The following is a 26,092-nucleotide window of genomic DNA, read 5'->3' as shown; positions in this document are numbered from 1 at the left end:
TTACTATAAAAGAGGTTGTAAAATACAGATGTGACATTTCGCACAGTTCAAGAGATTGTCATAAATTCATTTGGAAACCGGTTTACGGGGAAACATTTATAAATAAAGATTACTTTTTTTTGTTGTGAAGATTTCGGTCAGCCGTGAGCTTATTAGGAAAATAGCATTTTGAGGATTCACCTTTTTTTGCATAAGAAAAAACGCAGGAGAGATTCCTACGTTTTTATATAAAGTGAAACTTTAATCAGTGGAGGTTTTGTTCGTCCCCCACTGATTATCAGCCCACAAATAGCGAGATATAACTATAAATCATTATTTACGGTATTGCTCTTATTTACGGAAACAATTATACTAAATGTTATCCACACATATAATCTGAATATTCATAAAATTACGAGTGGGATTTCCTTTTTGGACATAGAAATTATAAAGTATCTCACCATGATTTTTTAACATTTACGTTTTTTCCTATTTATATAAGTTCTCACTATGAACTTATATACACCATTCCTACTTGCCTCTTAGATTACTATTATACTGCATTAAAATGAAGGGACTCCTTTTCTTTAACATAAAAATGAATTAGAAAAGATAATAAAATTAGGAGGATTACGATGGCCCGTCTTGATTCATTACATCCCATTGTAGAAAAAATAATCAACAATATTGAAAAATTAATGGTCGGAAAACGAAAAGAAACGATTTTAACCATGACAGCTCTTTTAGCTGAAGGTCATGTACTATTAGAAGATGTTCCTGGCGTTGGGAAAACAATGCTAGTACGCACTCTTTCTAAATCCATTGACGCCGATTACAAGCGGATTCAATTCACACCTGATTTACTGCCGTCAGATGTAACAGGTGTTTCTATTTATAATCCGAAAGAGCTCCAATTTGAGTTCAAGCCTGGACCAATCATGGGGAATTTTGTACTTGCTGATGAAATTAATCGTACATCCCCAAAGACACAATCTGCCTTACTTGAAAGTATGGAAGAAGGCACTATCACAATAGATGGCATTACAAGATCGTTACCAAAACCTTTCTTTGTCATGGCTACACAAAACCCGGTCGAATATGAAGGAACATATCCTTTACCAGAAGCTCAACTCGATCGTTTCTTGTTGAAGCTAACAATGGGATATCCTACACCAGAAGAAGAATTTGAAATTTTAAACCGGATGGAAAAAACAAACCCACTCTCCCATTTACAAGCTATTACAACAATAGAAGAATTACTTTATTTACAACAAAGTGTACGGGAAGTAAGTATGGACAAAGCAATCAAGCATTACATTGTAAAGCTTGTTAATCAGACTCGTTCTTATAGTTCTATACAACTAGGTGCAAGTCCACGTGGCTCAATTGCTTTAATGAAAGCTTCACAAGCTTATGCATTCATCCATGGTAGAAATTATGTTATTCCAGACGATGTTAAATTTTTAGCTCCTTACGTTTTAGCTCACAGACTCATTCTAAAAATGGAAGCAAGATTTGAAGGAATAACAGGAGAACAAGTTATCGCCAAAATCGTTGCACGAACTACTGTGCCGACTCAAAGGACGAAGAACCTTTGATGAAGCGACTACTACGAGCACTATATCACGTTACGAAGTTATCGCTAATCCCTTTATGCGTAGTCTTAACATTTGTGTATGCTATGCTTCAAGGAGGATTTGTAAGTTGGTTTTTGTTTTACAGTACGATTCCTATTGGCCTTTATTCACTACTACTCCCCTTCTACGCTTTACGGGACGCTGAAGTAAAACGAATAACAAACCAAAACAAATATGCAGCAGGAGAACAATTTGTAAGCACGATTACAATAAAAAGAAAATTTCCTTTTCCCTTACTTTATTTAGTTATAGAAGATGAACTGCCACCACCATTTACAAGTTGTAGACAAGCAAAGATGAATAAGGTCATACTCTTTCCGGGATTGAAACGAAATATTTCGTTTCAATATGTTATTGATACAATCCCTAGAGGAGAACACACTTTTTCAAGCGTACGCGTCAAAACTGGCGATCTATTCGGTATGATAGAGAAAGAAGTAACTTTTTCAGTTCCAGATACATTTTTAGTCTATCCCCAGTATGTAGATATAGCGTATCGACAATTGGAAAATCATTTCGAACAAGGGGCGCTTTCAGCAAATATACATTCAGCAAAAGACTCTACAGTCTCTGTCGGCGTCAGAGACTATAAACCTGGTGATCGCTTTTCATGGATTGATTGGAAAGCAACTGCACGAACAAACAATATTATGACGAAAGAGTTTGAACAACAGCGTAGCCATAATATCATGATATTCATGGACAGAACTGAATCCCCTCTATTCGAATCAGTCGTAACGTTTACTGCCTCTATTGTAAGGGCTGTCTTGAAGCAAAATTCACCAGCGTCATTCGTGTCTGTCGGAAAAGAACGAACTATTTTCCCATTAGACAATGGAGATACTCAGTTGCAACAAATCTTTTGCCATTTAGCGAAAGTACAAGCAGACAGTGTATTCCCGCTCTCCCAGAGTGTAGAAATGGAATTAAGAAAAATGTATCAGCCCGTCACGATTATACTCGTGACAAGCGGTCTTTCTCCCGATATTCAAAAGGCGGCTGACTGTGCTGCTATAAAAAATAGAAAATTAATGGTGTTTGTCGTGAAAGAAAAAGCGAATCAACTCTCACATCGAGAACTAAGTATACTAGAAACTCTACAAAAAAGAAAAATATTTGTAAACGCGGTTTATGAAAACCGGTATGCAAACGTGTTTTTTGAGGTGAGCAAATGATAACATTACATACAAAAAAACAATTGGATATGAACAGTTTTTACATGCATGCATGCGCATTTCTACTTTTACTAGAATGGCTAAGACCCCTTATAGGTATTACAAACGTAGGTAGATTAGATATTTTTGTAATATTTATAGGAATTTGCTTCACTCTCTCTTTTTTTCAAACGAGGTGGCAAATTGCTATAAAGATCATCACGATTTTATTCATCATTCATTTCCTATATTATAAAAATGCTTTTATAAATCCATCTTGGCTAACGAAATTTTTTACTGATATTTCTCAAAATTCCTCCCTGTTATTCCAGGGGAATTTGCTAGATATTTCTCCAGTTTTTCCAACAGTTTTATTTTTTCTATCATTTTGGTTTTTGAGTTCTTTCATCTCTTTTTGGATGATTCATAAAAAACGTGGGTTGTTATTTCTTGTATTGACTATTATTTATATCACAACTTTTCATAACTTACATTTATACAATGCAAACTACGCTATTATTCGTACTGTTGTCATCGGATTTTTTATGCTTAGTCTTCTTCGAATAGAACGAATAAAAGAGATGGAACACTTACAAAATTATGATAGAGAAATCTCAAAATTACTTAGACCTCTTACAATATTTATTGTATTGTCAGCAACCATCGCATACTTTGCTCCAAAATTCGGCCCTCAATGGCCAAACCCAATGAATTTTTTAAAATTCAACACATCCGAAGCGAGTAAAAAACAAGAAGTTTCTACAATTGGGTATGGTTTAGATGACTCGAGATTAGGTGGTCCTTTTCAGGCTGATCCTACAATTGTTTTCACAGCACAAACGCAAAACAAACAATATTGGAGAGTAGAAACGAAAGATTTTTATACAGGAAAAGGCTGGGAAGTTTCTGAAAATCAAAAAAAGATTTCTTTTAAAAGTAAAAACGACGTCGTGAGCTGGTACGAACAAAATACAAAAACGGAAACAACCGAAGCAACCATCACCATGCAAAAAAGTGATTTTCACCTTACCTACCCAGCAGGATTAGTATCAGTTGAGGCTTCCTCAGATGTATCATACAGCGTTGACCCATTTTCTGAAAAAATCTATACGATGCACGGAGACTCCTCTACTACTTTACATTCATATAAAGTAACGTATGAGATCCCGGAATTTCCCATAGAAAACTTGAAAGCTGTAAACACGAATGAAGGTCAAGAAACAAATCCTTATTTCATGACAAAGTACACACAACTTCCCGAATCATTACCACAGCGAGTAAAAGACTTGGCTGTCAATCTTACAAATGATAAAGACAACCGGTATGATAAAGTATTAGCTATTGAAAATTACTTCGCAGACAACTCTTTTACATACGAATCAACGAATGTCTTGTACCCTGCCAAAAGTCAAGATTATGTAGATCAATTCCTTTTCGATACAAAAAGCGGCTACTGTAATAATTTTTCGACGTCTATGATCGTGTTACTTCGTTCTGCTGGGATTCCTGCTCGCTGGGTAAAAGGTTATACAGAAGGAACTCTTGACAATACACTTGCCTCTGCAGAAGGTCAGGATATTTATAAAATCACGAACGATAACGCACACTCTTGGGTCGAAGTATATTTCCCAGGATACGGATGGATTCCATTCGAACCAACAAAAGGATTTACCAATCCCTATAATTTTATAAATAATACGCCTGCTCCTATTTCACAAAATAGCGAAGCAAATAATTCTAATAACCAGCAAATACATCAACGAAATAATGAAGCAAAACTTAAAAGTTTAATAGAAAATACAGAAAAAACTTCTACTAAAAAGGTCACAAATTCTAAAACTAGTTTTTCTTGGTGGTACGTATTCCTCTCTACGATACCAATTAGTATCATCGGATACATTCTCTTCACTACTAGAATGAAATGGATTACATTTTTTATTATTCTTTTCTATAAATACCGAAAAGATGATGTTGTTTATCAAAAAGCTTACGACGCACTTTTAAAACAATTTGCGAGAATTGGCATACCACGGGGGGAAAGTCAAACATTCCGAGAATACGCTCTCCGCATCGATACACTTTACAACTCGGCCGATATGCAACAACTTACTTTCAGTTATGAGAACGCTATGTATCAAAACGGACAGACCGCAGCCGAATGGAAGAAATCCGTACACTTATGGGAAGTGCTTATGAAAAAAGCAGCTTCTCTACCTAAATCAAATGAATTCGATACAGTGATTTAATCTTGATCATGTGAGTTTAAAGAAAATACCTCAAAGAGCAACTTTGTTCTTTGAGGTATTTTTTAATAACTATAATAAAAGATAACAAACTCCTAATTATTCCCCAAGTACCTTCTCAATCTCAACCTCTAAATCAACTGGCTTCGTTTGCGGCGCAAAACGCCCTACTACTTTCCCATCTTTTCCAATTAAAAACTTCGTAAAATTCCATTTCACTGCTTTCATACCGAGTAAACCTGGCGCTTGTTCTGTCATGTATGTATACAGAGGATGAGCCTTATCACCTTTCACATCAACCTTTGCAAACATCGGGAAGTTTACACCGTAGTTTAATTCACAAAAACTAGTAATGTCCGCTTCTGTACCTGGTTCTTGTCCTCCAAATTGGTTACAAGGGAAACCGAGTATTTCTAGTCCTTGGTCTTTATATTTATCATATACTTCTTGTAATCCTTTATACTGTGGTGTAAATCCACATTTACTAGCTACATTTACAATAAGAAGTGCTTTTCCTTCGTAATCTTTTAACGATTTATCTTCACCTGTTATTGTTTTAGCTGAAAAATCATAAACTGTCATTGTTCCTACCCCTCTCTATACTATTATTCTATGTTTATACTATACTACATTCGTGAATATACAGCTTCTATTACATACTTACACACCGAAATGATAGCGCTTTATTTATGTTCGAAAATTCGACACAAACTACTAGACTTTTAGAATGGAAAGTTTTACAATTGAATTGTGAACAAAATGTGACAGTTTATATTCTATTATAATAGAAAAGGATGGTGTTTATTATGAAAACTGCACAACCTGAAACGATTTCAAATCGCGAGTTTTATTTCGTACTATATATGATGTTATTGTATGTTACTGGTTGGGTAATCGATGTAAATGGTTTATTCTTAAGCTCCTACTTTAATTTAGCAGGAGAGATTACGCTTCCAATCGTTGGTGGCATTGTTGGACTGTTCGTTATGTCTATCAATAAAGAACAAACGAAATAACAACACTTTAAAAAGGCAGAAGACGAGCTTTCGTTTTCTGCCTTTTTCTATTTTAGCGTATAATAGAAACATACAGTAACTAAGGAGTGGTAACGATGAAAAAAGTAGAGCAGTTATCTTCACACCTATATCTTATTGATGATTTTGATTTACAACATAATGAACGAACTGGTACGTATGTTTTATTAGGTGACGATATTACTTTAATTGAAACTTGTGCAGCCCCTTCTCTTCCGTATATTTTAGACGGCTTACAACAATTACATATTGATTTAAACGATGTAAAAAACATTATCGTAACACACGTTCATTTAGATCACGCTGGGGCAGCTGGTTTAATGATGGAAAAGTGCCCAAATGCTACTTTATATGTGCATTCTCGCGGTGCTCGTCATATGATTGATCCAACAAAACTAATTTTAGGCGCAAAAGCTGTATACAAGGATGATTTCGACAAACTTTTCGATCCAATTCTTCCTATAGAAGAAGAACGCGTTCATATTGTACAACATGATGATACGTTAAAAATTGCAGAAGACCGCATCCTTACATTTTATGATACACCTGGACATGCAAAACACCATATTAGCATTCATGATTCATTAACAAACGGCATTTTTACTGGTGATACAATTGGAATTTATTATAGAGAGCTTGCAGACCTTGATGTAGAGTTATATTTACCATCAACGTCCCCTTCGCAATTTCAGCCCGATGCGATGATTGCCTCTAAAAATCATATTCAAAGTATGAATGTAGATACTATTTATTTCGGTCATTACGGCGTTTCATCCAATGTTACAGAAGTATATAACCAACTAGAACATTGGTTACCTATTTTCGTTCATACTGGTAAAGAGGTCTTTGAAAAGTATAATGATTTCGATGAGGCTACTAAAGCATTACAAACTTTATTAATGGATAAAATCTCTTCTCACCTTACAAAATTAAACGTCCCATCCGATCATTCCGTTTATAACATTTTACATCTAGATATAGAAATTAGTGCGATGGGTATTATTGATTATTTCACGAAGCAAGAAAAAACAAATTCCACTATTTAATAACAGTAAAAGAAGAGATATACAACAGTAGTTATTGTATATCTCTTCTTTGAATATATTTTTAGTAAAGGATGGTGGAATGGAATGCAAAAAGTAATGCTATACCTCTGCTTTACATTATTTATCGTCTTATTATTATTTGTTGGAGTAAAAATTCAATTTTATTTAGATACAGACGCGCAGGTGAACTTTAACGTTTATCCAAGATTATTCTACTTTACACTCTTCCCTCTTATAGTTGGTATTTTATTACGGTTCCTTCAATCTATTAATTACGCAACGAGTAAACAAAACTGGAGCTTTCAGCCGGATAAATTTATTGCTATTACAGTGCCTACACTATTCATTTCCTTTTCCCCTGCATTACTCTTTTCACCACTTGGCGAATACTTACCTTATTTAGCTAATATAATTCTTATAAATACAACTTTTGTTACGATTATTAGTTTAATAGCTGGTTATTCACTATTAGATTGTTTTATACAAAAAGATACTGCAAATATGAAAAAATATAATTGATGACCAATTTTTAAGTGTTGCTGATTAGGACATTTTTTTATAAGTGCGCTATTATTTGTAAAAATCGCCATAAATGAAAAGGGGAATTCTGTTAAAATAAAGTTGTTCGTATATTATGTCAAAATGCATTTTAACCAAGGAGATTTATTATGTATAAATTAGGGGCTTTCTCTTTTCTAACGGTTATCGCAAGTATATTTTCTTTCTTTATCCTTAGAGGACCTAATGCGAATTTAACGTTAATTATTGTGACTCTAAGTATACTTTCATTACTCGGTATTATTTTTGCAATCGCATCAAAAAATTGGTTATTCGGAATAATTGGTACTGCATTAAATGGCGTAATATTATTAGTTGTATACTTCCTATTGCTAGCAAAAGGCATAGGTGGTTAATAAATTTACGTTTCAATAAGAAAAGCTCAGAGCTTAGACTCTGAGCTTTTTTACTTATCTCACCTTTTCATCTACATACTCCATAAACTGCTCGGCTTTAATAAATCTTTCTTTGTACGCCTCAGGAACTTCTTCTACTGTTATCCCGCCACTCGATTTCGTTTTTACTAACACAGTTTGATGTGACATTAATGCCTCCATATATTGTTCATATTCTTCAGGAGTTAGTACTTCTTTACTAGATTTATGGCCATTTAATTTATCAAAATACGGATGAAGCTCCATTACTACCTTTTTCAATTCCTCTTTTTTAGCTGGTGATAATTGATCATAATCAATATTACCGTTCGAATCTCCGTACGCAAGCTTTGCATTTGTTAGTTTCTTTAGTTCTTTTGTAAACTCTTCATATTCTTTCGCACCCATTTCATCTTTCGCTTCTGATAATTTTGCATTAAAACGTATATACGCTTCTAACGTCATCGCTCCGGCATGTTTTTTAAAATTCTCAAAAGATCCGTATATACCATCCGCCATAATAGATTGATACGCAAAACCAGTCGTCGGGATTAAAAGAGCTGCTGCAAGCACTCCTGCAATAAGGTGCTTCTTCCTTTTACTCCCCCCGCGATTCATTGTTATTTGCACGATTACTTTTTCTTTTAACTCCGGCGGGGCAACAATACCCTTTGCTTCTTCTTGTATAGTTTCCCTAACTCTACAGTCTAAACTCATTTCACATTCCCTACCTCTCCTAAAAATATTTCTTCTACTTGCTCTTTTTGACGTAGTTTTTTTAATGCCGCGTGAATTCTAGATTTCACAGTACCAATTGGAATATGTAATATTTGTGCTACTTCTTCTTGTGAATAATCGTGTAAATATCTTAAGATAATAACTTGTTTCAATTTATACGGTAATTTATGAATAAGTTCGATTAGTTCTTGGTTTGATATTTTACTTACCAGATCGTTAGAAAAATCAATTTGTACTGGTTTTCTTTGCTCTTCTGCTTTTTTTACAATTCGTAGTCGCATCCACCTCTTTCTTCTATAAGAGTGAATTTGTTTAATCGCGAGTCCAATTAGCCAAGGACGAAATGGCTTCTCGCTATCATACTTACGAAGCGATTCATATAGTTGTATGTATACTTCTTGAACGACATCATCTACATCTGTTTTATCGTCTAGTAAAAAATGTGCTGTCTTATATACTTCTTGAATCGTTACATCATACAACTCGCTATACGCTTCTTTATTTCCTGATAAAGTTAATTGAATTAAATCTGTACACACTGTTTCACCTTTCATATACCATCCCCCCTTTGTCTTACACTTTATATTGGCAAGTAATTCATATTTCGTTCGATTTTTTAAAGTTTTTTATATAAATTAATATAATGATTCCCTGAGTTCATAAGCTTCACTTATAACCTTGCATAACTATTATATAATTTTCCAATTTCTAATGACGCTTTAAAATGATTTATATAGTCAAATTTAGGAGGATATATGATGAAAGCTATCGTTGTAACGTCGTTCGGTGGTCCGGAAGTGATGAAATATACTGATGTTGATATGCCGACTATTTCAGACAATCAGGTGTTAATTCGTGTTGTTGCTACTAGTGTTAATTTTGCCGATATTAAATCACGTTATGGCAAAAAAGGAAATAAGACATTCCCTTTTATTCCAGGGATAGATGCCACCGGTATTGTAGAACGAGTCGGTTCTCAAGTTAAAAATATTCATCCTGGACAGCGTGTCATTGCTTTTCCTCAAAATGGATCTTACGCAGAATATATTGTTGCAAATGAAAATCTTACTTTCGTTTTACCTGATGAAGTTAATTTCCAAACTGCAGCCGCTTGCCCTATCATATCTTTTACAAGCTATAATTTACTCGCAAATGTTGCTAGGCTTCAACAAGGTGAATCTGTACTCATTCATGCAGCTGCTGGCGGAATTGGCACTACTGCTATTCAACTTGCAAAACTATTAGGGGCTGAAAAAGTTATCGGTACTGTCGGAAGTGAAGCAAAAAAAGAAATTGCTTTAGACGCTGGAGCTGATTATGTTATATGTCATCAAGATGAAGATTTTGTAGAGAAGGTCAATGAGCTGACAAATGGCCAAGGGGTTGATGTAATTTTAGATTCTATTTCTGGAACGGTTTCGGAAAGTAGTTTAAAATGTCTTGCTTATTACGGACGCCTCGTTCATTTCGGCAATGCGAGCGGTGAAATTGGCAATTTCAAAACGAAAGACTTACACGCAAGTTGCCGTTCTATACTCGGATTCAGCTTCGGCACTACACGGAAAAAACGTCCTGAATTACTCCAAGAAACTGCAAATGAAGTTTTCCGTTATTTACGTGATGGAAGTTTGCAAATTAAGGCTACAAAATCTTTTCCCTTTATAGATGCAGGGAAAGCACATGAATGGGTCGAAAGTAGAAAAAGTACAGGGAAAGTAATACTAAACGTTCAGTCCCCTTCCTGAAATGAATACTTGAAACAGAGGTGGCATTCATGGGATCAAGAATTATGCATGTGATTATCGCTAACGGTATTGCTGAGAAATTATGTATTCAAGATAAAACTTCTTTCTTACTTGGAGCTGTAGCCCCTGATGCTGTTCATTCAAAAAAAGAAAAAGGCACCTCACATTTTTATGCCGGTACAACGAAGAACTATACGAGAAGAATAGATTATGATTCATTTATTCATAAATATGAAGCACATATAGATTCCCCATTTATTTTAGGCTATTACACCCACCTCATTGCCGACGATAATTGGCTACAAGGCTTTTTTCTACCTTGGCTAAAAAATAGAATAGAAAATGACGAAACTATCGCACCTATGTACTATAACGATTTTAAATTGTTAAATGCAAAGTTGCTTCATCATTACGAAAAAGAACAACAGCTATTCTCTCTTCTTAATCAAGAGGCTCACATTGTGGATATCGCAGAAGTTTCTAAAGGAAATGTTTTAGCTTTTCGAACATACCTTTTTGAAGATATGTTGTATCCAGAGCAACATTTGCATGAAGAATTACAGGTGTTCACGTTTAATCAAATTGTCGGTTATATTGAAACCGCTATTGAGAAAGGCGCTTTTTATATCGAACAACTGTCGAATAAAAAGTCCACTTCAAATATTTAATCCCCCTCATTTTATACGAGGGGGATTTTTCCATAACATCATTATTTGTTCTTTTCCATAACCGCAAAATAATTCCCTTCACTATCAGCAAAGTTAAACACTTTACCAGAAGGCATAGTTACCATTTCGCCAACTGTAACATTTTTATTTGTTAAATCTGTATATAATTGATCAAGATTTTCTGAGAAGAACATTAAGGATGGTGTACCAAGATTCAATTCTGGGCTCATTTTCGAAATAACTTCTTTATTATGTAGTATGATACTCGTTTCTGCATCTTGAGTTGGAGCGATTTCAATCCATCTCATCCCTTGCTTGTTATCTTCCTCTGCTACTACATGAAACCCTACCTTTTCCGTCCAAAAATTTACTGCCTCATCTTGATTATTTACATATAACATAATTTGTCCGACTTTATGAATCATTTGTATTCCTCCTAATGGTTTTTATATTCTATGTAGGTTTCTACAAGTGCTATTGTTATTCCTTTTGAGTTGATATGTACTTCTTTACAAAATTTATCGACTTACTCGTTCACTACTTTACCAATGAACAAAATAAGACGTAACTACAAATAGTTACGTCTTTCCCATTATTTATCTAGGCTTTTTCTTCCCAGTAAATGCTGGTTTCTTTTTCTTCGGTGCTTTCGGTTTCGTTTCTACAAATGATCCGTTGAACATTTCTTGCTTCGTAAACACAATACCTAATTTTTTCGCAAATTGAAGTAATTTACGCTCTTCTTGTTCTGTTACAAGAGACACGACCGTTCCTTCTTTGCCCATACGTCCAGTACGTCCTGAGCGGTGAATGTATTGGTCTACAGTGTCAGGTAACTCTAAATGAATTACATGTGTTAAATCATCAATATCTATTCCACGTGCTGCAATATCAGTAGCAAGTAGAATTTCTAATTTTCCGCCGCGGAAAGCACGCATCGTCGCTTCACGTTCTTGCTTACTTGCCTCTGCATGAAGAGCTGCTGCTTTCATTTTACGGAATTTCAATTTCTGAGTAATTTCATCTAAACGGAATGGGTCATTTAAGAAAGCAACTGCTTTTACATCGCCCATATGCATAATTCTTCTTACGTAATCATTTTTTTCGCGTCGCTCACAAATGATATACGTATGCTCAACTAAGCTTTTTGACTCTGCACGTGTTACACGTACTAATTGTGGTTCAACTGCTAAATCACGTGCTGCATCTTCTGCTGCTTTTGTCATTGTCGCTGAGAAGAATACTAATTGACGATCGCGCATCGTTGATTTAATTACATCCTGTGCAGCACCCATCATCTTTTGTTTCACTATTTGATCGAACTCATCAAATACAATCGTTTTCACTTCATGCATCTTTAGCTTTTTCATACGAATTAATTCTAAAATACGTCCTGGTGAACCAACAATTACTTTCGGGTGTTTCTTCAATTTTTCCACTTGGCGCTTAATATCTGCACCACCAATTAAAGATGCACCTGAAATATCAGTTCCTGCTGTAAATTTTTGAACCTCTTCATGAATTTGCATGACAAGTTCACGCGTTGGAGCTAAAATAACAACTTGTGGCTGTTTTACTTCAGGATTAATTTTATGTAAAAGTGGTAATAAGTACGCTAATGTTTTTCCTGTTCCAGTTGGAGATTCAGCTATAACGTCTTGTCCTTCTAAAATAGTTGGAATCGCTTGTTTTTGAATTTCAGTTAATTCTTTAAAACCAGCCTTCTCCCAAGCTTGTTGTAAAAATGGTTGCATATCTTTTATCATTTGTTTTTCTCCTTTATCTCTATTTTTGAAGAAAATGCTGTATTGTTCGCACCGTTTCTATCATGTGTGAAATAACAGCTATTAAATCATCAACATGGTCTTCTGTAATCGCTTTTTGAAATAGAACCTCTACCTTATTATGATATGAAATCGCTTGCTTATTATATTCGTATGAAACTTTTTGCATAATCATTCTTTCTTTTCCCCATATAGAACGCATGAAAGTTTCAATTTCTTCGCATACTCCTTCTGGCTGTTCTATCGGGAATGAAAATGCTAACTTCATTTCACATCCTGGTGTAAACTGAGGCACTTCTAGTATTTCACCAGACAAGTTCTTTGCATCCACAGATAATGAAAATGTCGCTTCTACTAATGGTTCGAACGGTTCTGTTAACTGAAACGAGATATGATATATACGACTTAATGAAGCAAGGTCCATCATATCTTTTCGATCTGTTACAAGAATATCACCATGTAAGTCAAAATCATAAACAGCACCTTCTACGATTACTTTTAAATTGTCAAAAGCAGTTGGATCAAACATAATTTCCTCCAAAAAACAGGCGCCTTTCGATGGAAAGGCGCCACTTGATGTATATATAGTTTACAGATAAACGAGATGAATTACAACCTTTTAGAATAAACCTACTGCTTTTCCATCTTCATTTACATCCATTTGCAGTGCCGCTGGTTGTTTTGGAAGACCTGGCATAGTTAACATTGTTCCTGTTAATGCAACGATAAACCCTGCACCGATAGATGGTTTTAATTCACGAATTGTTACGATAAAGTCAGATGGACGACCTAACTTTGTTGCATCGTCAGAAAGAGAGTATTGTGTTTTCGCCATACAAATTGGTAGGTTACTCCAATCTTCTCCTTCGTATTGAGCTAATTGCTTACGTGCTTTCGGAGCAAAATCAATATCTTTTGCGCCATATACTTTTTGAGCAATTGTACGAATTTTTTCTTCTAATGGTAATTCTAATTCATAAAGTGGCGCGTAGTTATTTTCACCTTTTTCGATCTCTTTTAGTACTTTTTCAGCAAGGTCAACTCCACCTTGGCCACCCTTCTCCCAAACTTCTGTTAAGGATACTGCATAGCCACGCTCATTGCACCATTCTTGTAAGTATGTAACTTCTGCATCTGTATCTGTAATGAATTTATTAATTGCAATTACGAAAGGTACACCGAAGCTTTGAATTGTTTCAACATGCTTCTGTAAGTTCTCCATACCTTTTGCTAATGCATCTACATTTTCTTCTTTTAATCGATCTTTTGCTATGCCGCCATGCATTTTAAGCGCACGAATAGTCGCAACAATAACAACTGCTTCTGGTTTAATGCCAGCTGCACGAGCTTTAATATCTAAAAACTTCTCTGCGCCTAAATCTGCGCCGAATCCAGCTTCTGTAATAACATAATCACCTAATTTTGCTGCCATTGTTGTAGCGATAACACTGTTACAACCGTGAGCGATATTCGCAAATGGTCCGCCATGAATGATAGCTGGTGTATTTTCTAACGTTTGTACTAAGTTTGGTTTTAATGCGTCTTTTAGTAGTAATGTTAACGCACCTTCTACACCTAAATCTTTAACCGTTACAGGTTGATTTGCAAAGTTATAAGCAACTACGATGCGAGATAAACGTGCTTTTAAATCTTGAATATCCGTTGCAAGACAGAATACGGCCATAATTTCAGATGCTACTGTAATATCAAAACCGTCTTCACGTGGTACACCTTGAACTGGTCCACCAAGACCAATTACGACGTTACGAAGGGCACGATCATTTAAGTCAACACAGCGTTTCCAAACGATTTTACGCGTATCAATTCCAAGTGTGTTTCCTTGTTGGATATGATTATCAATAAACGCCGCTAACGCGTTATTCGCAGTTGTAATTGCGTGAATATCTCCAGTAAAGTGAAGGTTAATGTCTTCCATTGGTACAACCTGTGAAAAACCACCACCTGCTGCTCCGCCTTTTAGTCCCATCGTTGGTCCAAGAGATGGTTCGCGAAGTGCAATTACTGTTTTCTTACCAATTTTATTAAAAGCTTGACCTAAACCAACTGTTACTGTTGATTTACCTTCTCCAGCTGGAGTTGGGTTAATCGCTGTTACTAAAACAACTTTACCGTCTTTCTCATCCTGTAAGCGCTTAAAAATATCAAGAGATAACTTACCTTTATAATGCCCGTATGGCTCTAATTCATCTTCTAAAATATTTAAATCGGCTGCAATTTCTTGAATCTTCTTCATACTCGCTTCTTGTGCGATTTCAATATCGGATTTAACTGTTGTAGTAGTTGTCATATACCCTAGTCCCCCTTTAATTGGTTCTGATGATATTGTATCAGTTTTTTGTATTTTCTGCACTTATTTACCTCCTAAAAATTCTTTCATTTCTTTATACGTTTTTTAACATAAATACCCATAAGAATGTTAAGGATTGTTGTAACTCTGTAGGTAGTTGACCTAGCATCTTCTCATTTACTCCGCGCTTATATACACCAATGCCATCTACAGCTTCAAAACCTTGTTCTTTCGCTAACTGTTCAAATTCCCAAGGCATCATCGTATTACAAACAACGTCTTTGCCGTATAAACGAGGATAACTGTTCTCTCGAGGTTTTGCTGTCGGTCCTAAAATTGCAATACATGCGTATCCATCTTTCTTTAAAACACGTTTTATTTCATTTAATGCTTGTAATGGATTCTCAGTCCATTCTAAAGAGTTAATGGCCATAATCGCTTTAAATTGTTCATTTTCAAATGGTAAAGTGGAAAGATCTCCTTTCACAAAAGATAAATTTGAATCTTCCCCACGTTCTTTACCTTTTTGAATCATAATTTCCGATAAATCTACTCCAACTGCTTTATAGCCAACGCAACTTAATTTATATGTACCGTATCCATCACCACAGCCAACATCTAACACTTGAGCTTCTTTCTCCACGTACTGTTCAAAAAATGGAATAATTGTACTCCTGCTCCCGCTATCCCACATTTCCTGACTATTTTTATTCCAATATTCCGCACTACTATCCCACTTCTTCTCTGCTGATTCATGCCAATTGAATTTCTTCATACATTCCCCTACCTTCACGTATTATCATTCAATTCATTCTACATCATTTTCCAAAATCCCTGTTTATCTTCATAAGGAGATAGAGTGAAACTTTAATTAGTGGCGGTTTTATTCGTTCCCACTGATTATTAGCCCACACCAATCGAGCTTTTACAGGCAACCCGGCTCCTACATAACTTCTTTACTCTAGCCGAATTTTGAAATAGAAGTTTTACTGCCCGCAAATAGCGGGATAAGTAAGATAACAACGAAATCTATTTTCTCCATTTTTTGCTTTACTTGGGTTTAACTCATACTCATGCTCTTCTCATTTTGAAAGATACTATAGATACACCCAATTGAAAGAGGGGGATGTACATGCGAAGAAAGAGAAATCATCATTTTAAAAGTGGTGAAAAACACGAAGAGTATGCAGCTGAAATATCTCCAGCCGGCATTCCAATTAGACATGAGCGCAAAGAAATTGCAAATGAAATAGAAGGTACAAATACCGGAGCAATGATAGGCTATGTCGCATTATTTCTTTCGTTATTCTCAATTGCTTTTTATCCAGTTACACTTGGTTCTCTTGCGATTTTAGTTGGTTTATTAGCTGTTAATTTCGGAGCAAGAACACTTGGATATACAGCAATTGGTTTTGGTAGTTTTTCTGTTTTATTTACTTTACTTTATCCGCTTGCTTTGTCAGCGTTTTAAAAAAACACACCAAGTTATACTTGGTGTGTTCATTCATGATACAACATAATATGACCGCATCCACAACAGTGCTTTGCTGTAATTTCTTGAAAGACCGGATAATTCTCTTCATCCCTATGTTCAATAAATACTTTTTCAAATCGATACATGTTTGGCGCATATGCCCAATCTTGTTTCGTACGAGCGTACAACGTTGAGGAAAAAAACTCCTCACCACCGCAAACGATGCATGTATTCTTCATCACTACCCCTCCTATGCTTGTCTTACTTCATCTATATGAACACAAGCATAAAAAAAAGACCTTCTATTACTAGAAAGTCTTTTCTGAAACAAAAAGAAATGTACCAAACATCCCTACTCCGCTATATTCTTTCGTAACACCAGCTTCTGTTTTAAACGTTTGCTTTACAGTCATAAAGAATACACCATTTCGTGCATCTGTACTTTCAAATTGTAGCTTTTCTTTTTTACCATCTACATTTTGTGTGCATTCAAAACTACTCTCATCACATTTCAACGCATACTTATCCTCTACATACGAATTAAAATCTGATTCTTTCGGACACGTAATAAGCAATATCGCCACGAGAATAATACTTACAATACCCACAATTGTATAATATTTCTTCATTTGTTCTCCTTTCAAATGACAAGAAAACTTGACTTCATGCGCCAAGTTTTCTTAGTCAACAACCCATTGCCACTCTTGTTCTTTCTTATCAAAAATGAGCCAACCTGTTTCTGTTGCTTCCTCTTTCAATTCATCGATATTATCTAGCACCTCATCCGTACTTTCATACGAACCAACTACATATACCGGAATTTCAAGACCTCTTCTTGACTCAATTTTCCCTGCTAAATCAATATAAAGACCATCTTCCATTAATGGAATAAGCCCCATAATCACTTCTTTTGAAATTGCTGGGAAAATTTTTGATTTTTGGAAGAAAGAAAAACGTTTCTTACCGAAAGCACCGAGTTTATAAGGAATGACTTTACTTAACATTCCAACAAAATCAGCAATTCTACGGTAATATACTTTGTTGTACCAACCGTCATCATGTGAAAAATAAACAAATCTATTTTTCAACAACGGAAAGAATGTTCTTGCAAGTGGTTCTTTTTTGTGAGCCAAATATAACAGTTCTGCAATTTCTTTTGGCTCTAATTCATCTAAATCGCTTGGATCATCAAAATCTACCCAACAAAATTCATCAAATTCATCAATCTCTGCTTGAATTAGCTTATGTATATTTTCTTCCTCAACATATTCAAATAAAGTATGATAATGAAAATCCGTCCATTCAAAGTTATGCTTCAAAAGCAAAACTTGATGAAGCGGTGAAGGGATGTTACTTGCAAACTCTTTAAACGTAATTCCTGATGTAATAAAACAATGACCTCGACGATTACCATTAATATATATCATATTCTTTACTTGGTCAGATCCTCCAGACAAAGCACCTAGCCACCTTCGTTTTATATGTTTCAATTCTATAGCATATTTTAACATGAAAAATTTTAGAAACATAGAAAAAACTTCAAAAACTATTTACAATTTCATGTGTTTTATTACATAGTGATTACAAGAAAAAACGCCTGCTCATAAGCAGGCGTTTTTAAAGGATTTCATCCGGGTTTTGAGAATGATGATTTCCCTCTTTCTTTTCATCTTTTTGGAACATCGATTGAATTTTATCAATTGTTTGTGGAGCTAATTCAATCATTTTTTCTGCTAAATGTGTCGCATTTTGTAAATGAAGAATATTTACTCCATCTTTATTCACCACAAGAAATGCTACTGGTGTAATAGAAACACCACCCGCGCTACCGCCACCAAATGCAGGGTTACCGTTCGCTCTTTGTCCATCATTCGTTTGGAAATCAGAACCTCCTGCTCCAAAACCGAACGCTACTTTAGAAACCGTTAACACCACACCACCGTCAGCCGTTTGAACAGGCTCTCCAACAATCGTATTCACATCGACCATTTCTTTTAAATTTTCCATTGCCGCTTTCATTAACCCTTGAATTGGATGATCCACCGTTCATAACCTCCTTTGTCATATCTTTCCTAGTTTTTCCGAAAGTTTGTGAACTAAACATAAAATTTTATATTGATTTCAAAAAACTTAAGTTGTAATATTTAGAAAAATAAAAAAGAGGTAGATTCGTTATGATGCGAAAATTAACAAAGAAAGATCATGAACAAGTATTCGCTTACCTAAAAGAAGAAGCAGCCATTAACTTATTTATTATTGGAGATATTGAAGCTTTCGGTTATGATACAGATTTTCAAGAATTATGGGGAGTATTTGAAGAGAACGGAACATTAAAATCGATTTTACTTCGCTTTCACGATACATTTATACCGTATAGTAAAGAAGAGTTTGTGGTTACTGACTATGAGGCACTTCTTTCCGCATATAAGCCGCTTAAACTCTCTGGCAAGTCAACTATTGTAGAAAGATTTGAAACTGCTCCAAGTGTACAACTAGGCGCCAAAAATGAAATGTATTTTTGCGAATGCCAAGATGACAACAACTTACCTAGCACACCAATTCATAAAACAATTAAACTTGCCTCACTCGATGATATAGAACGAATTATGAAATTACGAAGTGACATCGCTGAATTCCCGACTGCAAATGAATCTGAAAAAATGTTAAGGCAAGCTATCGAAACAAATACAGGACGTACATATTATATTGAAAAAGACGGTGCAATCATCGCATCCGCCTCAACTTCCGCTGAAAATTCATTATCCGCTATGGTAGGACAGGCGAGTTAATTCACCCGAGGCAGGACAAGCCTCACAAGGTCAAGCTGAATGGTTATCTATGACAGAAACAATATTCTCACAAGAGACCACTTTCTAGGTTACTCACAAGTAGCCTATGGAGGTGGTCTTTTTGTGCGTACTCAAGGGGGGGGAAACTAAATGGCACTACTTAGATTTATGATTAAGGATTACCTAGAGGATAAAGAACTCAGTGGACTAGCTCCTAGGACAATACAGAGCTACGGAGATACACTCAATGAGTTTTCTCGCTGGCTCGTTGCTGAGAAGGAGATCATTAACATCGAGGATATTACTCCACCAGTTATAAAGGGCTACCTCCTCTACTGTTCCAAGGAGAGAGGAAACACAGTGGTCACTCGTAATGGTAAGCTCCAGCACTTGAAGACATTCTTTAGGTACCTAGAGGATGAGGACATTATAGAGATCCGCAGCAACCCCACTAACAAGATTAAGCCGGCTAAGACGGACAAGACCATCAAGGTTTACTCCGATGAACAGATAAAGCAGATGCTTAGATACTACAGGAGGATGCGCTCTCGAGAAAACACGTTGTACAGCTACAGAGGTCATACCGTGATAGTCGTCCTCGCGGGTACAGGCATAAGACTAGGCGAGCTGGTATCCATGAGGTGGGATTCCGTAGATCTACTCAATAAGACTATCACTATCTTCGGGAAGAATCGTAAGAGCCTGTCTACTCCGTTAACGGATAAGGTAGCTCGGGAGTTGTACGAGTGGAGATTATTCTGCGAGAAGTACTACATTAAGTTGCCTGCTCATGTGTTTAATGACCACAGAGGTAACCCACTCACAGTGAACGCTGTCAAGTTAATGTTCACCAGGCTGTCAGTTCGTATGGGATTCAAAACTACAGCTCACATGTTTAGACATACCTATGCGAGTAACTGCTTGAGAGCTGGAATGGACATATACACCTTGAGTAAGTTGATGCACCACTCCCAGATAAGAACTACTGAGGTTTACCTACATGCTTTCGGTAACTCGTTAGCTGAATCCAACGATAAGTATAACCCTCTCAATAGGTTCGACCTATAAGTAAACACAAAAGAGCCCTGCTCTAGTTTGGCGGCCAGACAGGACTCTTTCACAAAATAACTATGGAGCTATTTGCTTATATTGTACTACCCTAAGATACACTCTGCAAGTAGCTCCTATTAAGGAGAATATACAATATGAAGGAACTACGAAAATATCAATCTTTTAATTCAATTCATGAGATGGACAATTCTATTAGTGAATACCTGTCAGTGTACAAACTTAAAGAGTCAGAATACACAGTACTATGGAAGCTTGCTTGTTACTCATGCAAATTCATAGGAGTCAGCTACCTTAAAGTAGACTCTTTATCTGATCTCACAGGTTACTCTAAACGCACTATACAGCGTGCTCTAAAGGTTTTATCTGAGCTAGGAATTATTACTCGTATCAATCAATTTAAGCCTGTTAAAGGTGGCTATAGCGCTTCAATAACAGTGATCAATCCCTATGAGAGTCACCTTGCTAAGTCACCTTGTGAGGAAGCTGTAGAGCCTACTCCTGAGTGCACTGAGAAGTCTCCGTCTCATACAGATACAATTACTTACAAAACTAAAATCTCTAAAGATAATACATACGTAGACGAGTTAAGCATAGATCACTTAGTAGCTGCTGGTGTTCCTACTGAGTTCGCTAGCTTGGCTATCTCCTACTTTGATGCAACTAAGGTTTACAAACTGTGGGGTCGTGTTCAATTGGCTGCTCGAAAGTATGCACCTGATTTAGTTGATACTGCAGAGGTGGCCATCTCAGGGTTACGAGCTAGTGTGCTTGCTAGCAAGGCTAAACGTGTACGTGATTTCAATGGTTACTTCTATGGAGTTCTGGCTCAGAAATTATCTACTGCTCAGCGATCTCTTAAGTGCAAACTATTCAACTTTCTTCAGTAGCATTACTCTAGGTAATAATCCCTCCTATCTGGTTGTTGTCCTATAGCTCTTTAACACAGGAGATATCTCTATTTAGCTATGCCCGATTGGTTACCAGGGTGGCATTGCATCTGGTTCTTGTACGATTATCCAATTTAGGATAGTCCTGAGTAGGTTGTACCTGCAGAGCAGGCAACTGATTAGGTATATGCTCGATTGAATGCCATATGATGTAAAATAACATCTCCATTTTTGAATCACTCCATAAAAAAAGCTCCAGATTCTCCTGTGCGGAGTTTTATTAGTACCCTTATTACGTTCGCACCTAAACAAGTTATACCATTTGTAATGAGCTTGTACGAACTCTAAAGAGTTTTACACTTATTCGAGCTTTCTTTGGTAACCAAAAAGAGGTAGCTAACATAATTGGCTGTAAGGATAAACTGTGAGGAAAAGAAAGGGATTTAAAAAAGTTTTCAAAAAGTATTGACGGTTCTAGAACTTTTAATTAATATGTAATTAAGCCACTCAGGGAATGAGGTGAACATAGCAATTGGAAAGTAAGCAACAAAAGTTTTACGGTAAAGTCAAAGACTTTTACGAGCTGGAGACCATCGAGGATGCTAAGAGGTTTTATACAGCTTTTAATCAACTCAACAAGATCAACACTGTAGATAAAGCTAATAAGATCGATAAAATGTTAACTCGTATGTATGCTGGTAAGAAGTTAACTGACTAACCTAAAACTACACAAAACAAAATAGCCCTACTCGGTAGTTATACTTTGGCGAGTATACCGAACAAGGCTACGCAATTCAGTCGAACCTATAAGGCTCTTTCCTCCCTATAGTATCACGAGCAGGAATAGCTGTAAAGGTTCGACCTCATAGGAGGCGAATAAGTTGAAACTCAAAGAGTGGGTTACGTCAACCTTGGTAGCTGGCGGCAGCATAAGCTTTCTTTACGCAGCTGGTTACATCGTTTCACTCATGATTGTACACCTGTAAGTATTACCTATCTCGTGTAAACAAATAAAAACTAAAGGGAGAGATTTTTTATGACAACAAATACTATTCAACCAACTAATTTAGATATCGCTATGGAGGAGATCGACACTTTAGTGTCCAACTTCCAAGACTCACTATCTCGTATCACTAATAAAGCTTGCAAAGTAGATACATTCCAACTAGGCCTTACGTATGTAGTTATCTTACGAGCTGGCAAAATCTCTAAAACTCTTAGTTTTAATTTAAACGAAATAACTGAGGAGAACTTTTAACTCATGAAGTAATAACCCTCGAGCCGACTCTCATTGAGTCGGCTCTTTTGCTTTCTTCCTCGGGGTTACCATTACGGTAATTGAAATTATAGTTTGTGCACTCGTTGAAACCAATTAGATAACTCTTGAGTTTGCTGTTTATCTAACACAAACCCCTTACTCATCCCCTTCGATTCAATTTCAATAGCGAGATGGTCATCTCTCATAGGACGAACTCTCAATAAATCTCCTCCACGATCAAACACCTCAGCCATCTCTCCATTACTTAAGATTCTCACAAACTCACGAGCTCTTCCAATCGAGAATATACAATGGACATAACGTTTGTATTCATCCTTAATTGTAAAATACATTGAACCTACGATAAACTCTACTTCTAGCGTTTGCCTTGAAATATCTTTGTATTTCAGCATAGGTATCATCTTATCACCACCTTCCAAATCTGATTATAGAGTAGTCAATCTAGAAATAAAATACCTTTTGTAAAGCTGGCTTACTGTGGTAATACCCAGGTGTTACGACTATGCATTTTCTCTGTAAGGTTACATCCGAAAAGTTATAAAAAAAGAGATAGCATATTCTTTAAGTGATATTTTCTCACTCAGGAACGCTACCTCGGTGTTTACTTTCTAGATATTAAAGAGTACTAACATAGCGAATGCTCCGTATAGTACAACCCATAGCAGAATCATCACTCTAAGTTTAAACTCCGTGTCTTCCTTCCTCATCGGCATTCATTCCTCACTCGTATACCTCTTGGTATAATTCATCGTATTCAGCTACTGAGATAAACTTCATGTCTAGTCCTACCATCTCAGTGTAATTCGTATTATATAGTTGGCTATAGAAGTCATAGACAAACTGGAGCTGGTCAGATACTTTCCCCTTAGCGCACTTAGAGAGGTGCTTCCTTTTCAGGACTTTCTCCCCAGCTTCTTCTCCCTTAAACTTAACTTTCACAGTATACAATACATGTAGTTTATCCATACGAGACTGCCTCCTATAGTTTTTCGTTAGCACCATCAAACAAGCTAAGCATCCAATCAGTATTAGAAGGATTCTCAGTGTTAGACTTACTCAATCGGTAACGTCTGTCTAGGCATAACTGTTTCTCAATCTCAAGAAGCTCCTTTGTGAAGTCTTTATACTTGATAGATACGTTCTCAATTTGGTCAGCTCGTTGTACCTTGATGAGCGCAATAGCGTATCTCTCTGCATTGATCTTGTCTGTAGAGGTCGCTGAATCTCCTAGCTGTGCTAAGATGTCGCTCTCTGTCTTAGCAATCTGCTGAAGCTCTACTTCTGTTAATGTAGCCTCAAAGTTCTGGCTACGTAGTCCGTGCTTCATAGCCGCATTAGGCTGTAAGTTTGCTAGAGAACGCTTCTTTGCTTCCTCGTCTTTCCACTCCATAGGCTGTCCTTTCATTCCTTTATCCATTATAGTTTCCTCCCTCTTGAGCCAATCCCTAGACCAGCTACATAGTTTCTATAGAATTGTTCGTCCTCGCTTAGTGATTCGTTAAACAGTTCCGCTCCCTTGACTTGTGGGAAAGCTACTAGGCTAACTTCACGTAAACGTGTAGGCTTACCGGTAGTGTCTGTGTAGAATGACACGGAGACCTTCTTCATAAGTCCCTTGTCTACTCGTTCCTTTACCTTCTCGTCAATGATACGTAGCTTACCTAAGAGTTGGCCACCCTGTACAGATACGCTCTCTAAGAAGCCTACAGTGTCCTTTGCGCTCTCACTGTGGTCTAACTGGACTGGTACATTGTCAGCCTTGTTAAACGAGTTAGCAAGGGTATGTAAGTCTTGCTTTGTATATGGTTTACCTCGGTGAGTTCCCTCCAAAAATAGTACAGCATCTTTGAGTAAGTCTCCCCCAGTGATTGAGCCTTCATTGAATTTTTCTATCATGGTTGTCCTGCCTCCTGGTAAATAAAAATAGGGAGCCAGCCAATAGCCGACCCCCAGTGTTAAGCTATTAAGCTTTGATATTCTTAAGTAAGTAAACTGCTTTCGGATCTGTTACGTAAGCTGTAGTGAAACGGCTCACACGTAAGATCGTAGTAGAGTCTTCCTCTTGGTTATACGTATGAGACTTCAATGGCTCCGCATCGGCGATGTCTCCAAGGATTCCACGTTGTAACATTAACACTTGGTCATCACTATAGTTCTCATCAACGATAACGTCCAACCCTAAGAAGTTACCAATGTAGCCGTTTAGTAAAGCGATATCTGTGTTGTTCTCACGTAGAGCATCACGAATACCTTTATTCTTCAAGAACAGTGCTTCCGTCTCTGTAGAGATAACCATCGTATCAAGAGAGTAGCCAAACTTCTTAGCTGAAGCCTTAGCGTCAATGATATCGCTAATCATTTTGTCAGCACCTAGAGTGGCATTATCCCAAGTTTCGTCTCCTGCTGCACCCGTCTTTGTGCGTCCTCCAATGTTAGGCTCAGAGTGAATCTTGTCGTAAGCCATAGTGTTAACCATAGCCACTACTGAGTTAGACAATTTAAGGAAGATTCGTTCGAATACGCCTGTTTGTCCCCACTTTTGCATTTCATAAGAGACAGCTGCCTCTAAGCCGTACTTACGGATCATCTCAATCTTAGCTACTTCTGATAAGCCGATACGCTTGTAGCTAGATCCTTCGCCTACCTCAGGTACTTCTTCATAGTTGTAACGTCCTTGTGAGTCTACGTCAGCGTCCTTGAAGTATTTAACCACTAAAGCATCTGCACTCACTTTCATAAATAGAGAGTCCGCAATGAAGCGTTTCTCTGTTAGATGTTTGAATCGTGCATCCAAGAATGCTTTCTTTAGTAAAGGGTGTTGTCCTAAAGTTAAATCTGCCATATAGTATATTCCTCCTGTAGCTACCTCTTAGGGTGCTATGTATATTTGTCTTCTTTAGCTGAGAAGCTGGGAGAGTACCACCCCGAGAACGACAAATAAGCCACCTAGTTAGGCGACCTCAATGTTCTGTATTGATAGAGAACAATTACTCTCCAAAATATTTATCGAATGCTTTCTTGAACTCCTCGAAGTCCTTATCCACTTTAGCGGACACTTTAGCGACCTCATCGCAATACGCTTGTGCATACTCGACAGGAATTTGACCGTCCTCACCAAGTACTCCCTTTTCCTTAGCTAATCTCTTTAGCTTTGGCATATGGTTTCCTAACATGAGGTTGTCTTTCATGGCCACTCTGTGAGCAAACATGTCTCTCACATGACTTAACTTGAGGACGATTTCTTGTTGGCTTGCATCTAACTTGGCTGATTTCTTCATTGTCCTACCTCCTAGAATCGTTATGGAAAACTTGTTTGAATATGTA

The 26,092-nt window shown here is 36.7% G+C and carries 32 protein-coding genes and 1 pseudogene; 15 read left to right on the top strand and 18 right to left on the bottom strand.

Annotated features, from left to right (window positions below):
• Positions 1-614: 614 nt before the first annotated feature.
• From ACUN26_RS07165 to ACUN26_RS07155, 3 genes are read left to right on the top strand one after another with little or no spacing between them, the layout of a single operon-like run.
• Complete coding sequence (locus ACUN26_RS07165; protein WP_000113093.1) at positions 615-1,577, top strand: AAA family ATPase; 963 nt, start codon at positions 615-617, stop codon at positions 1,575-1,577.
• The gene (locus tag ACUN26_RS07160) at positions 1,577-2,791 is read left to right on the top strand and encodes a DUF58 domain-containing protein (protein WP_000826184.1); all 1,215 of its coding nucleotides are present in this window, start codon (positions 1,577-1,579) and stop codon (positions 2,789-2,791) included. The genes ACUN26_RS07165 and ACUN26_RS07160 overlap by 1 nt, the downstream gene beginning before the upstream one ends.
• Positions 2,788-5,016, top strand: coding sequence for a transglutaminase TgpA family protein (locus ACUN26_RS07155; RefSeq protein ID WP_000631293.1), 2,229 nt, complete (start codon positions 2,788-2,790; stop codon positions 5,014-5,016). The genes ACUN26_RS07160 and ACUN26_RS07155 overlap by 4 nt, the downstream gene beginning before the upstream one ends.
• A 96-nt stretch (positions 5,017-5,112) precedes the next feature.
• Here ACUN26_RS07155 and bsaA read toward each other — a convergent pair whose 3' ends face one another.
• Positions 5,113-5,595, bottom strand: a complete 483-nt coding sequence (gene bsaA / locus ACUN26_RS07150) for a glutathione peroxidase (protein WP_000219426.1) — start codon at positions 5,593-5,595, stop codon at positions 5,113-5,115.
• Positions 5,596-5,819: 224 nt separating this feature from the next.
• On the opposite strand from bsaA, the gene ACUN26_RS07145 reads away from it, so the two are divergent.
• From ACUN26_RS07145 to ACUN26_RS07130, 4 genes are all read left to right on the top strand, one after another.
• Positions 5,820-6,029, top strand: a complete 210-nt coding sequence (locus tag ACUN26_RS07145) for a DUF3925 family protein (RefSeq protein ID WP_000844989.1) — start codon at positions 5,820-5,822, stop codon at positions 6,027-6,029.
• Between the two features lie 95 nt (positions 6,030-6,124).
• Positions 6,125-7,093: an MBL fold metallo-hydrolase gene (locus ACUN26_RS07140; protein ID WP_000754962.1), complete on the top strand. Its 969-nt coding sequence runs from the start codon at positions 6,125-6,127 to the stop codon at positions 7,091-7,093.
• Positions 7,094-7,177: 84 nt separating this feature from the next.
• Positions 7,178-7,612: a hypothetical protein gene (locus ACUN26_RS07135; protein WP_001174537.1), complete on the top strand. Its 435-nt coding sequence runs from the start codon at positions 7,178-7,180 to the stop codon at positions 7,610-7,612.
• Positions 7,613-7,761: 149 nt separating this feature from the next.
• Entirely contained in the window at positions 7,762-8,007 is a 246-nt protein-coding gene (locus tag ACUN26_RS07130; RefSeq protein WP_000277249.1) for a hypothetical protein, read from the top strand.
• Between the two features lie 54 nt (positions 8,008-8,061).
• Here the strand turns inward: ACUN26_RS07130 and ACUN26_RS07125 are convergent, their stop codons facing one another.
• Together ACUN26_RS07125 and ACUN26_RS07120 are read right to left on the bottom strand one after the other, a co-directional pair.
• The gene (locus ACUN26_RS07125; RefSeq protein ID WP_000050707.1) at positions 8,062-8,742 is read right to left on the bottom strand and encodes a DUF3600 domain-containing protein; all 681 of its coding nucleotides are present in this window, start codon (positions 8,740-8,742) and stop codon (positions 8,062-8,064) included.
• Positions 8,739-9,317, bottom strand: coding sequence for a sigma-70 family RNA polymerase sigma factor (locus ACUN26_RS07120; RefSeq protein WP_000675626.1), 579 nt, complete (start codon positions 9,315-9,317; stop codon positions 8,739-8,741). The genes ACUN26_RS07125 and ACUN26_RS07120 overlap by 4 nt, the downstream gene beginning before the upstream one ends.
• Positions 9,318-9,521: 204 nt before the next feature.
• Here ACUN26_RS07120 and ACUN26_RS07115 point away from each other — a divergent pair, with 204 nt between their 5' ends.
• A complete protein-coding gene (locus ACUN26_RS07115; protein WP_000644648.1) occupies positions 9,522-10,508 on the top strand; it encodes a quinone oxidoreductase family protein in 987 nt (328 codons plus the stop codon).
• A 29-nt stretch (positions 10,509-10,537) separates the two neighbouring features.
• Entirely contained in the window at positions 10,538-11,176 is a 639-nt protein-coding gene (locus ACUN26_RS07110) for a zinc dependent phospholipase C family protein (RefSeq protein WP_000535613.1), read from the top strand.
• A gap of 41 nt (positions 11,177-11,217) precedes the next feature.
• Here ACUN26_RS07110 and ACUN26_RS07105 read toward each other — a convergent pair whose 3' ends face one another.
• The 5 genes from ACUN26_RS07105 to ACUN26_RS07085 form a co-directional block, all read right to left on the bottom strand.
• Entirely contained in the window at positions 11,218-11,601 is a 384-nt protein-coding gene (locus ACUN26_RS07105; protein WP_000581484.1) for a VOC family protein, read from the bottom strand.
• 171 nt (positions 11,602-11,772) lie between these two features.
• Positions 11,773-12,942 (bottom strand): DEAD/DEAH box helicase, encoded by a 1,170-nt coding sequence (locus ACUN26_RS07100; RefSeq protein WP_000588603.1) that lies wholly within the window; start codon positions 12,940-12,942, stop codon positions 11,773-11,775.
• A gap of 19 nt (positions 12,943-12,961) precedes the next feature.
• Positions 12,962-13,489 carry a hypothetical protein gene (locus ACUN26_RS07095; protein WP_000460213.1) on the bottom strand — a complete coding sequence of 176 codons (528 nt, stop codon included), beginning with the start codon at positions 13,487-13,489 and terminating at the stop codon, positions 12,962-12,964.
• 90 nt (positions 13,490-13,579) lie between these two features.
• Complete coding sequence (locus tag ACUN26_RS07090; protein ID WP_033657369.1) at positions 13,580-15,268, bottom strand: formate--tetrahydrofolate ligase; 1,689 nt, start codon at positions 15,266-15,268, stop codon at positions 13,580-13,582.
• A 94-nt stretch (positions 15,269-15,362) separates the two neighbouring features.
• Entirely contained in the window at positions 15,363-16,043 is a 681-nt protein-coding gene (locus tag ACUN26_RS07085) for a class I SAM-dependent methyltransferase (protein WP_000714419.1), read from the bottom strand.
• A gap of 357 nt (positions 16,044-16,400) precedes the next feature.
• Here ACUN26_RS07085 and ACUN26_RS07080 point away from each other — a divergent pair, with 357 nt between their 5' ends.
• Entirely contained in the window at positions 16,401-16,739 is a 339-nt protein-coding gene (locus ACUN26_RS07080) for a hypothetical protein (RefSeq protein WP_001253192.1), read from the top strand.
• A 29-nt stretch (positions 16,740-16,768) separates the two neighbouring features.
• On the opposite strand, the gene ACUN26_RS07075 is transcribed toward ACUN26_RS07080, so the two are convergent.
• The 4 genes from ACUN26_RS07075 to ytfJ form a co-directional block, all read right to left on the bottom strand.
• Positions 16,769-16,981, bottom strand: a complete 213-nt coding sequence (locus tag ACUN26_RS07075) for a hypothetical protein (RefSeq protein WP_000798747.1) — start codon at positions 16,979-16,981, stop codon at positions 16,769-16,771.
• Between the two features lie 69 nt (positions 16,982-17,050).
• Complete coding sequence (locus ACUN26_RS07070) at positions 17,051-17,371, bottom strand: hypothetical protein (RefSeq protein ID WP_000761187.1); 321 nt, start codon at positions 17,369-17,371, stop codon at positions 17,051-17,053.
• Positions 17,372-17,422: 51 nt separating this feature from the next.
• Positions 17,423-18,199 carry a hypothetical protein gene (locus tag ACUN26_RS07065; protein WP_000014097.1) on the bottom strand — a complete coding sequence of 259 codons (777 nt, stop codon included), beginning with the start codon at positions 18,197-18,199 and terminating at the stop codon, positions 17,423-17,425.
• Between the two features lie 160 nt (positions 18,200-18,359).
• On the bottom strand, positions 18,360-18,785 hold the full coding sequence (gene ytfJ / locus ACUN26_RS07060; RefSeq protein WP_000349988.1) for a GerW family sporulation protein: 426 nt from the start codon (positions 18,783-18,785) through the stop codon (positions 18,360-18,362).
• A gap of 131 nt (positions 18,786-18,916) precedes the next feature.
• Here ytfJ and ACUN26_RS07055 point away from each other — a divergent pair.
• The 5 genes and pseudogenes from ACUN26_RS07055 to ACUN26_RS07035 form a co-directional block, all read left to right on the top strand.
• Positions 18,917-19,516: pseudogene (locus tag ACUN26_RS07055) on the top strand (GCN5 family acetyltransferase); the annotation flags it as partial.
• 165 nt (positions 19,517-19,681) lie between these two features.
• Positions 19,682-20,599, top strand: a complete 918-nt coding sequence (locus tag ACUN26_RS07050; RefSeq protein ID WP_001196720.1) for a tyrosine-type recombinase/integrase — start codon at positions 19,682-19,684, stop codon at positions 20,597-20,599.
• 137 nt (positions 20,600-20,736) lie between these two features.
• The gene (locus tag ACUN26_RS07045) at positions 20,737-21,489 is read left to right on the top strand and encodes a helix-turn-helix domain-containing protein (RefSeq protein ID WP_000661514.1); all 753 of its coding nucleotides are present in this window, start codon (positions 20,737-20,739) and stop codon (positions 21,487-21,489) included.
• Positions 21,490-22,021: 532 nt separating this feature from the next.
• Positions 22,022-22,207, top strand: coding sequence for a hypothetical protein (locus ACUN26_RS07040; protein WP_000444253.1), 186 nt, complete (start codon positions 22,022-22,024; stop codon positions 22,205-22,207).
• Positions 22,208-22,525: 318 nt separating this feature from the next.
• Positions 22,526-22,747, top strand: coding sequence for a hypothetical protein (locus ACUN26_RS07035; RefSeq protein WP_000210743.1), 222 nt, complete (start codon positions 22,526-22,528; stop codon positions 22,745-22,747).
• Between the two features lie 86 nt (positions 22,748-22,833).
• On the opposite strand, the gene ACUN26_RS07030 is transcribed toward ACUN26_RS07035, so the two are convergent.
• From ACUN26_RS07030 to ACUN26_RS07005, 6 genes are all read right to left on the bottom strand, one after another.
• On the bottom strand, positions 22,834-23,169 hold the full coding sequence (locus ACUN26_RS07030) for a hypothetical protein (protein ID WP_000612710.1): 336 nt from the start codon (positions 23,167-23,169) through the stop codon (positions 22,834-22,836).
• 319 nt (positions 23,170-23,488) lie between these two features.
• On the bottom strand, positions 23,489-23,734 hold the full coding sequence (locus ACUN26_RS07025; RefSeq protein ID WP_000359324.1) for a hypothetical protein: 246 nt from the start codon (positions 23,732-23,734) through the stop codon (positions 23,489-23,491).
• A 13-nt stretch (positions 23,735-23,747) separates the two neighbouring features.
• On the bottom strand, positions 23,748-24,185 hold the full coding sequence (locus tag ACUN26_RS07020; protein ID WP_000357501.1) for a hypothetical protein: 438 nt from the start codon (positions 24,183-24,185) through the stop codon (positions 23,748-23,750).
• Entirely contained in the window at positions 24,185-24,664 is a 480-nt protein-coding gene (locus ACUN26_RS07015) for a hypothetical protein (protein ID WP_002038564.1), read from the bottom strand. The genes ACUN26_RS07020 and ACUN26_RS07015 overlap by 1 nt, the downstream gene beginning before the upstream one ends.
• 67 nt (positions 24,665-24,731) lie before the next feature.
• The gene (locus ACUN26_RS07010; RefSeq protein ID WP_000774584.1) at positions 24,732-25,610 is read right to left on the bottom strand and encodes a phage major capsid protein; all 879 of its coding nucleotides are present in this window, start codon (positions 25,608-25,610) and stop codon (positions 24,732-24,734) included.
• A 145-nt stretch (positions 25,611-25,755) separates the two neighbouring features.
• A complete protein-coding gene (locus tag ACUN26_RS07005; RefSeq protein ID WP_000747851.1) occupies positions 25,756-26,046 on the bottom strand; it encodes a hypothetical protein in 291 nt (96 codons plus the stop codon).
• Positions 26,047-26,092: the final 46 nt, after the last annotated feature.

The organism is Bacillus sp. WC2503 (assembly GCF_052682895.1).
Note: the sequence above shows the minus strand (reverse complement) of the source record. Positions and strands in the feature narration are given on the sequence as shown.

What these genes read in the sequence shown, in the direction of transcription:
- ACUN26_RS07165 (WP_000113093.1), top strand. Translation starts at nt 615, where the DNA reads ATGGCCCGTCTTGATTCATTACATCCCATTGTAGAAAAAATAATCAAC.
- ACUN26_RS07160 (WP_000826184.1), top strand. Translation starts at nt 1,577, where the DNA reads ATGAAGCGACTACTACGAGCACTATATCACGTTACGAAGTTATCGCTA.
- ACUN26_RS07155 (WP_000631293.1), top strand. Translation starts at nt 2,788, where the DNA reads ATGATAACATTACATACAAAAAAACAATTGGATATGAACAGTTTTTAC.
- bsaA (WP_000219426.1), bottom strand. Translation starts at nt 5,595, where the DNA reads ATGACAGTTTATGATTTTTCAGCTAAAACAATAACAGGTGAAGATAAA.
- ACUN26_RS07145 (WP_000844989.1), top strand. Translation starts at nt 5,820, where the DNA reads ATGAAAACTGCACAACCTGAAACGATTTCAAATCGCGAGTTTTATTTC.
- ACUN26_RS07140 (WP_000754962.1), top strand. Translation starts at nt 6,125, where the DNA reads ATGAAAAAAGTAGAGCAGTTATCTTCACACCTATATCTTATTGATGAT.
- ACUN26_RS07135 (WP_001174537.1), top strand. Translation starts at nt 7,178, where the DNA reads ATGCAAAAAGTAATGCTATACCTCTGCTTTACATTATTTATCGTCTTA.
- ACUN26_RS07130 (WP_000277249.1), top strand. Translation starts at nt 7,762, where the DNA reads ATGTATAAATTAGGGGCTTTCTCTTTTCTAACGGTTATCGCAAGTATA.
- ACUN26_RS07125 (WP_000050707.1), bottom strand. Translation starts at nt 8,742, where the DNA reads ATGAGTTTAGACTGTAGAGTTAGGGAAACTATACAAGAAGAAGCAAAG.
- ACUN26_RS07120 (WP_000675626.1), bottom strand. Translation starts at nt 9,317, where the DNA reads ATGAAAGGTGAAACAGTGTGTACAGATTTAATTCAATTAACTTTATCA.
- ACUN26_RS07115 (WP_000644648.1), top strand. Translation starts at nt 9,522, where the DNA reads ATGAAAGCTATCGTTGTAACGTCGTTCGGTGGTCCGGAAGTGATGAAA.
- ACUN26_RS07110 (WP_000535613.1), top strand. Translation starts at nt 10,538, where the DNA reads ATGGGATCAAGAATTATGCATGTGATTATCGCTAACGGTATTGCTGAG.
- ACUN26_RS07105 (WP_000581484.1), bottom strand. Translation starts at nt 11,601, where the DNA reads ATGATTCATAAAGTCGGACAAATTATGTTATATGTAAATAATCAAGAT.
- ACUN26_RS07100 (WP_000588603.1), bottom strand. Translation starts at nt 12,942, where the DNA reads ATGATAAAAGATATGCAACCATTTTTACAACAAGCTTGGGAGAAGGCT.
- ACUN26_RS07095 (WP_000460213.1), bottom strand. Translation starts at nt 13,489, where the DNA reads ATGTTTGATCCAACTGCTTTTGACAATTTAAAAGTAATCGTAGAAGGT.
- ACUN26_RS07090 (WP_033657369.1), bottom strand. Translation starts at nt 15,268, where the DNA reads ATGACAACTACTACAACAGTTAAATCCGATATTGAAATCGCACAAGAA.
- ACUN26_RS07085 (WP_000714419.1), bottom strand. Translation starts at nt 16,043, where the DNA reads ATGAAGAAATTCAATTGGCATGAATCAGCAGAGAAGAAGTGGGATAGT.
- ACUN26_RS07080 (WP_001253192.1), top strand. Translation starts at nt 16,401, where the DNA reads ATGCGAAGAAAGAGAAATCATCATTTTAAAAGTGGTGAAAAACACGAA.
- ACUN26_RS07075 (WP_000798747.1), bottom strand. Translation starts at nt 16,981, where the DNA reads ATGAAGAATACATGCATCGTTTGCGGTGGTGAGGAGTTTTTTTCCTCA.
- ACUN26_RS07070 (WP_000761187.1), bottom strand. Translation starts at nt 17,371, where the DNA reads ATGAAGAAATATTATACAATTGTGGGTATTGTAAGTATTATTCTCGTG.
- ACUN26_RS07050 (WP_001196720.1), top strand. Translation starts at nt 19,682, where the DNA reads ATGGCACTACTTAGATTTATGATTAAGGATTACCTAGAGGATAAAGAA.
- ACUN26_RS07045 (WP_000661514.1), top strand. Translation starts at nt 20,737, where the DNA reads ATGAAGGAACTACGAAAATATCAATCTTTTAATTCAATTCATGAGATG.
- ACUN26_RS07035 (WP_000210743.1), top strand. Translation starts at nt 22,526, where the DNA reads ATGACAACAAATACTATTCAACCAACTAATTTAGATATCGCTATGGAG.
- ACUN26_RS07030 (WP_000612710.1), bottom strand. Translation starts at nt 23,169, where the DNA reads ATGATACCTATGCTGAAATACAAAGATATTTCAAGGCAAACGCTAGAA.
- ACUN26_RS07025 (WP_000359324.1), bottom strand. Translation starts at nt 23,734, where the DNA reads ATGGATAAACTACATGTATTGTATACTGTGAAAGTTAAGTTTAAGGGA.
- ACUN26_RS07020 (WP_000357501.1), bottom strand. Translation starts at nt 24,185, where the DNA reads ATGGATAAAGGAATGAAAGGACAGCCTATGGAGTGGAAAGACGAGGAA.
- ACUN26_RS07015 (WP_002038564.1), bottom strand. Translation starts at nt 24,664, where the DNA reads ATGATAGAAAAATTCAATGAAGGCTCAATCACTGGGGGAGACTTACTC.
- ACUN26_RS07010 (WP_000774584.1), bottom strand. Translation starts at nt 25,610, where the DNA reads ATGGCAGATTTAACTTTAGGACAACACCCTTTACTAAAGAAAGCATTC.
- ACUN26_RS07005 (WP_000747851.1), bottom strand. Translation starts at nt 26,046, where the DNA reads ATGAAGAAATCAGCCAAGTTAGATGCAAGCCAACAAGAAATCGTCCTC.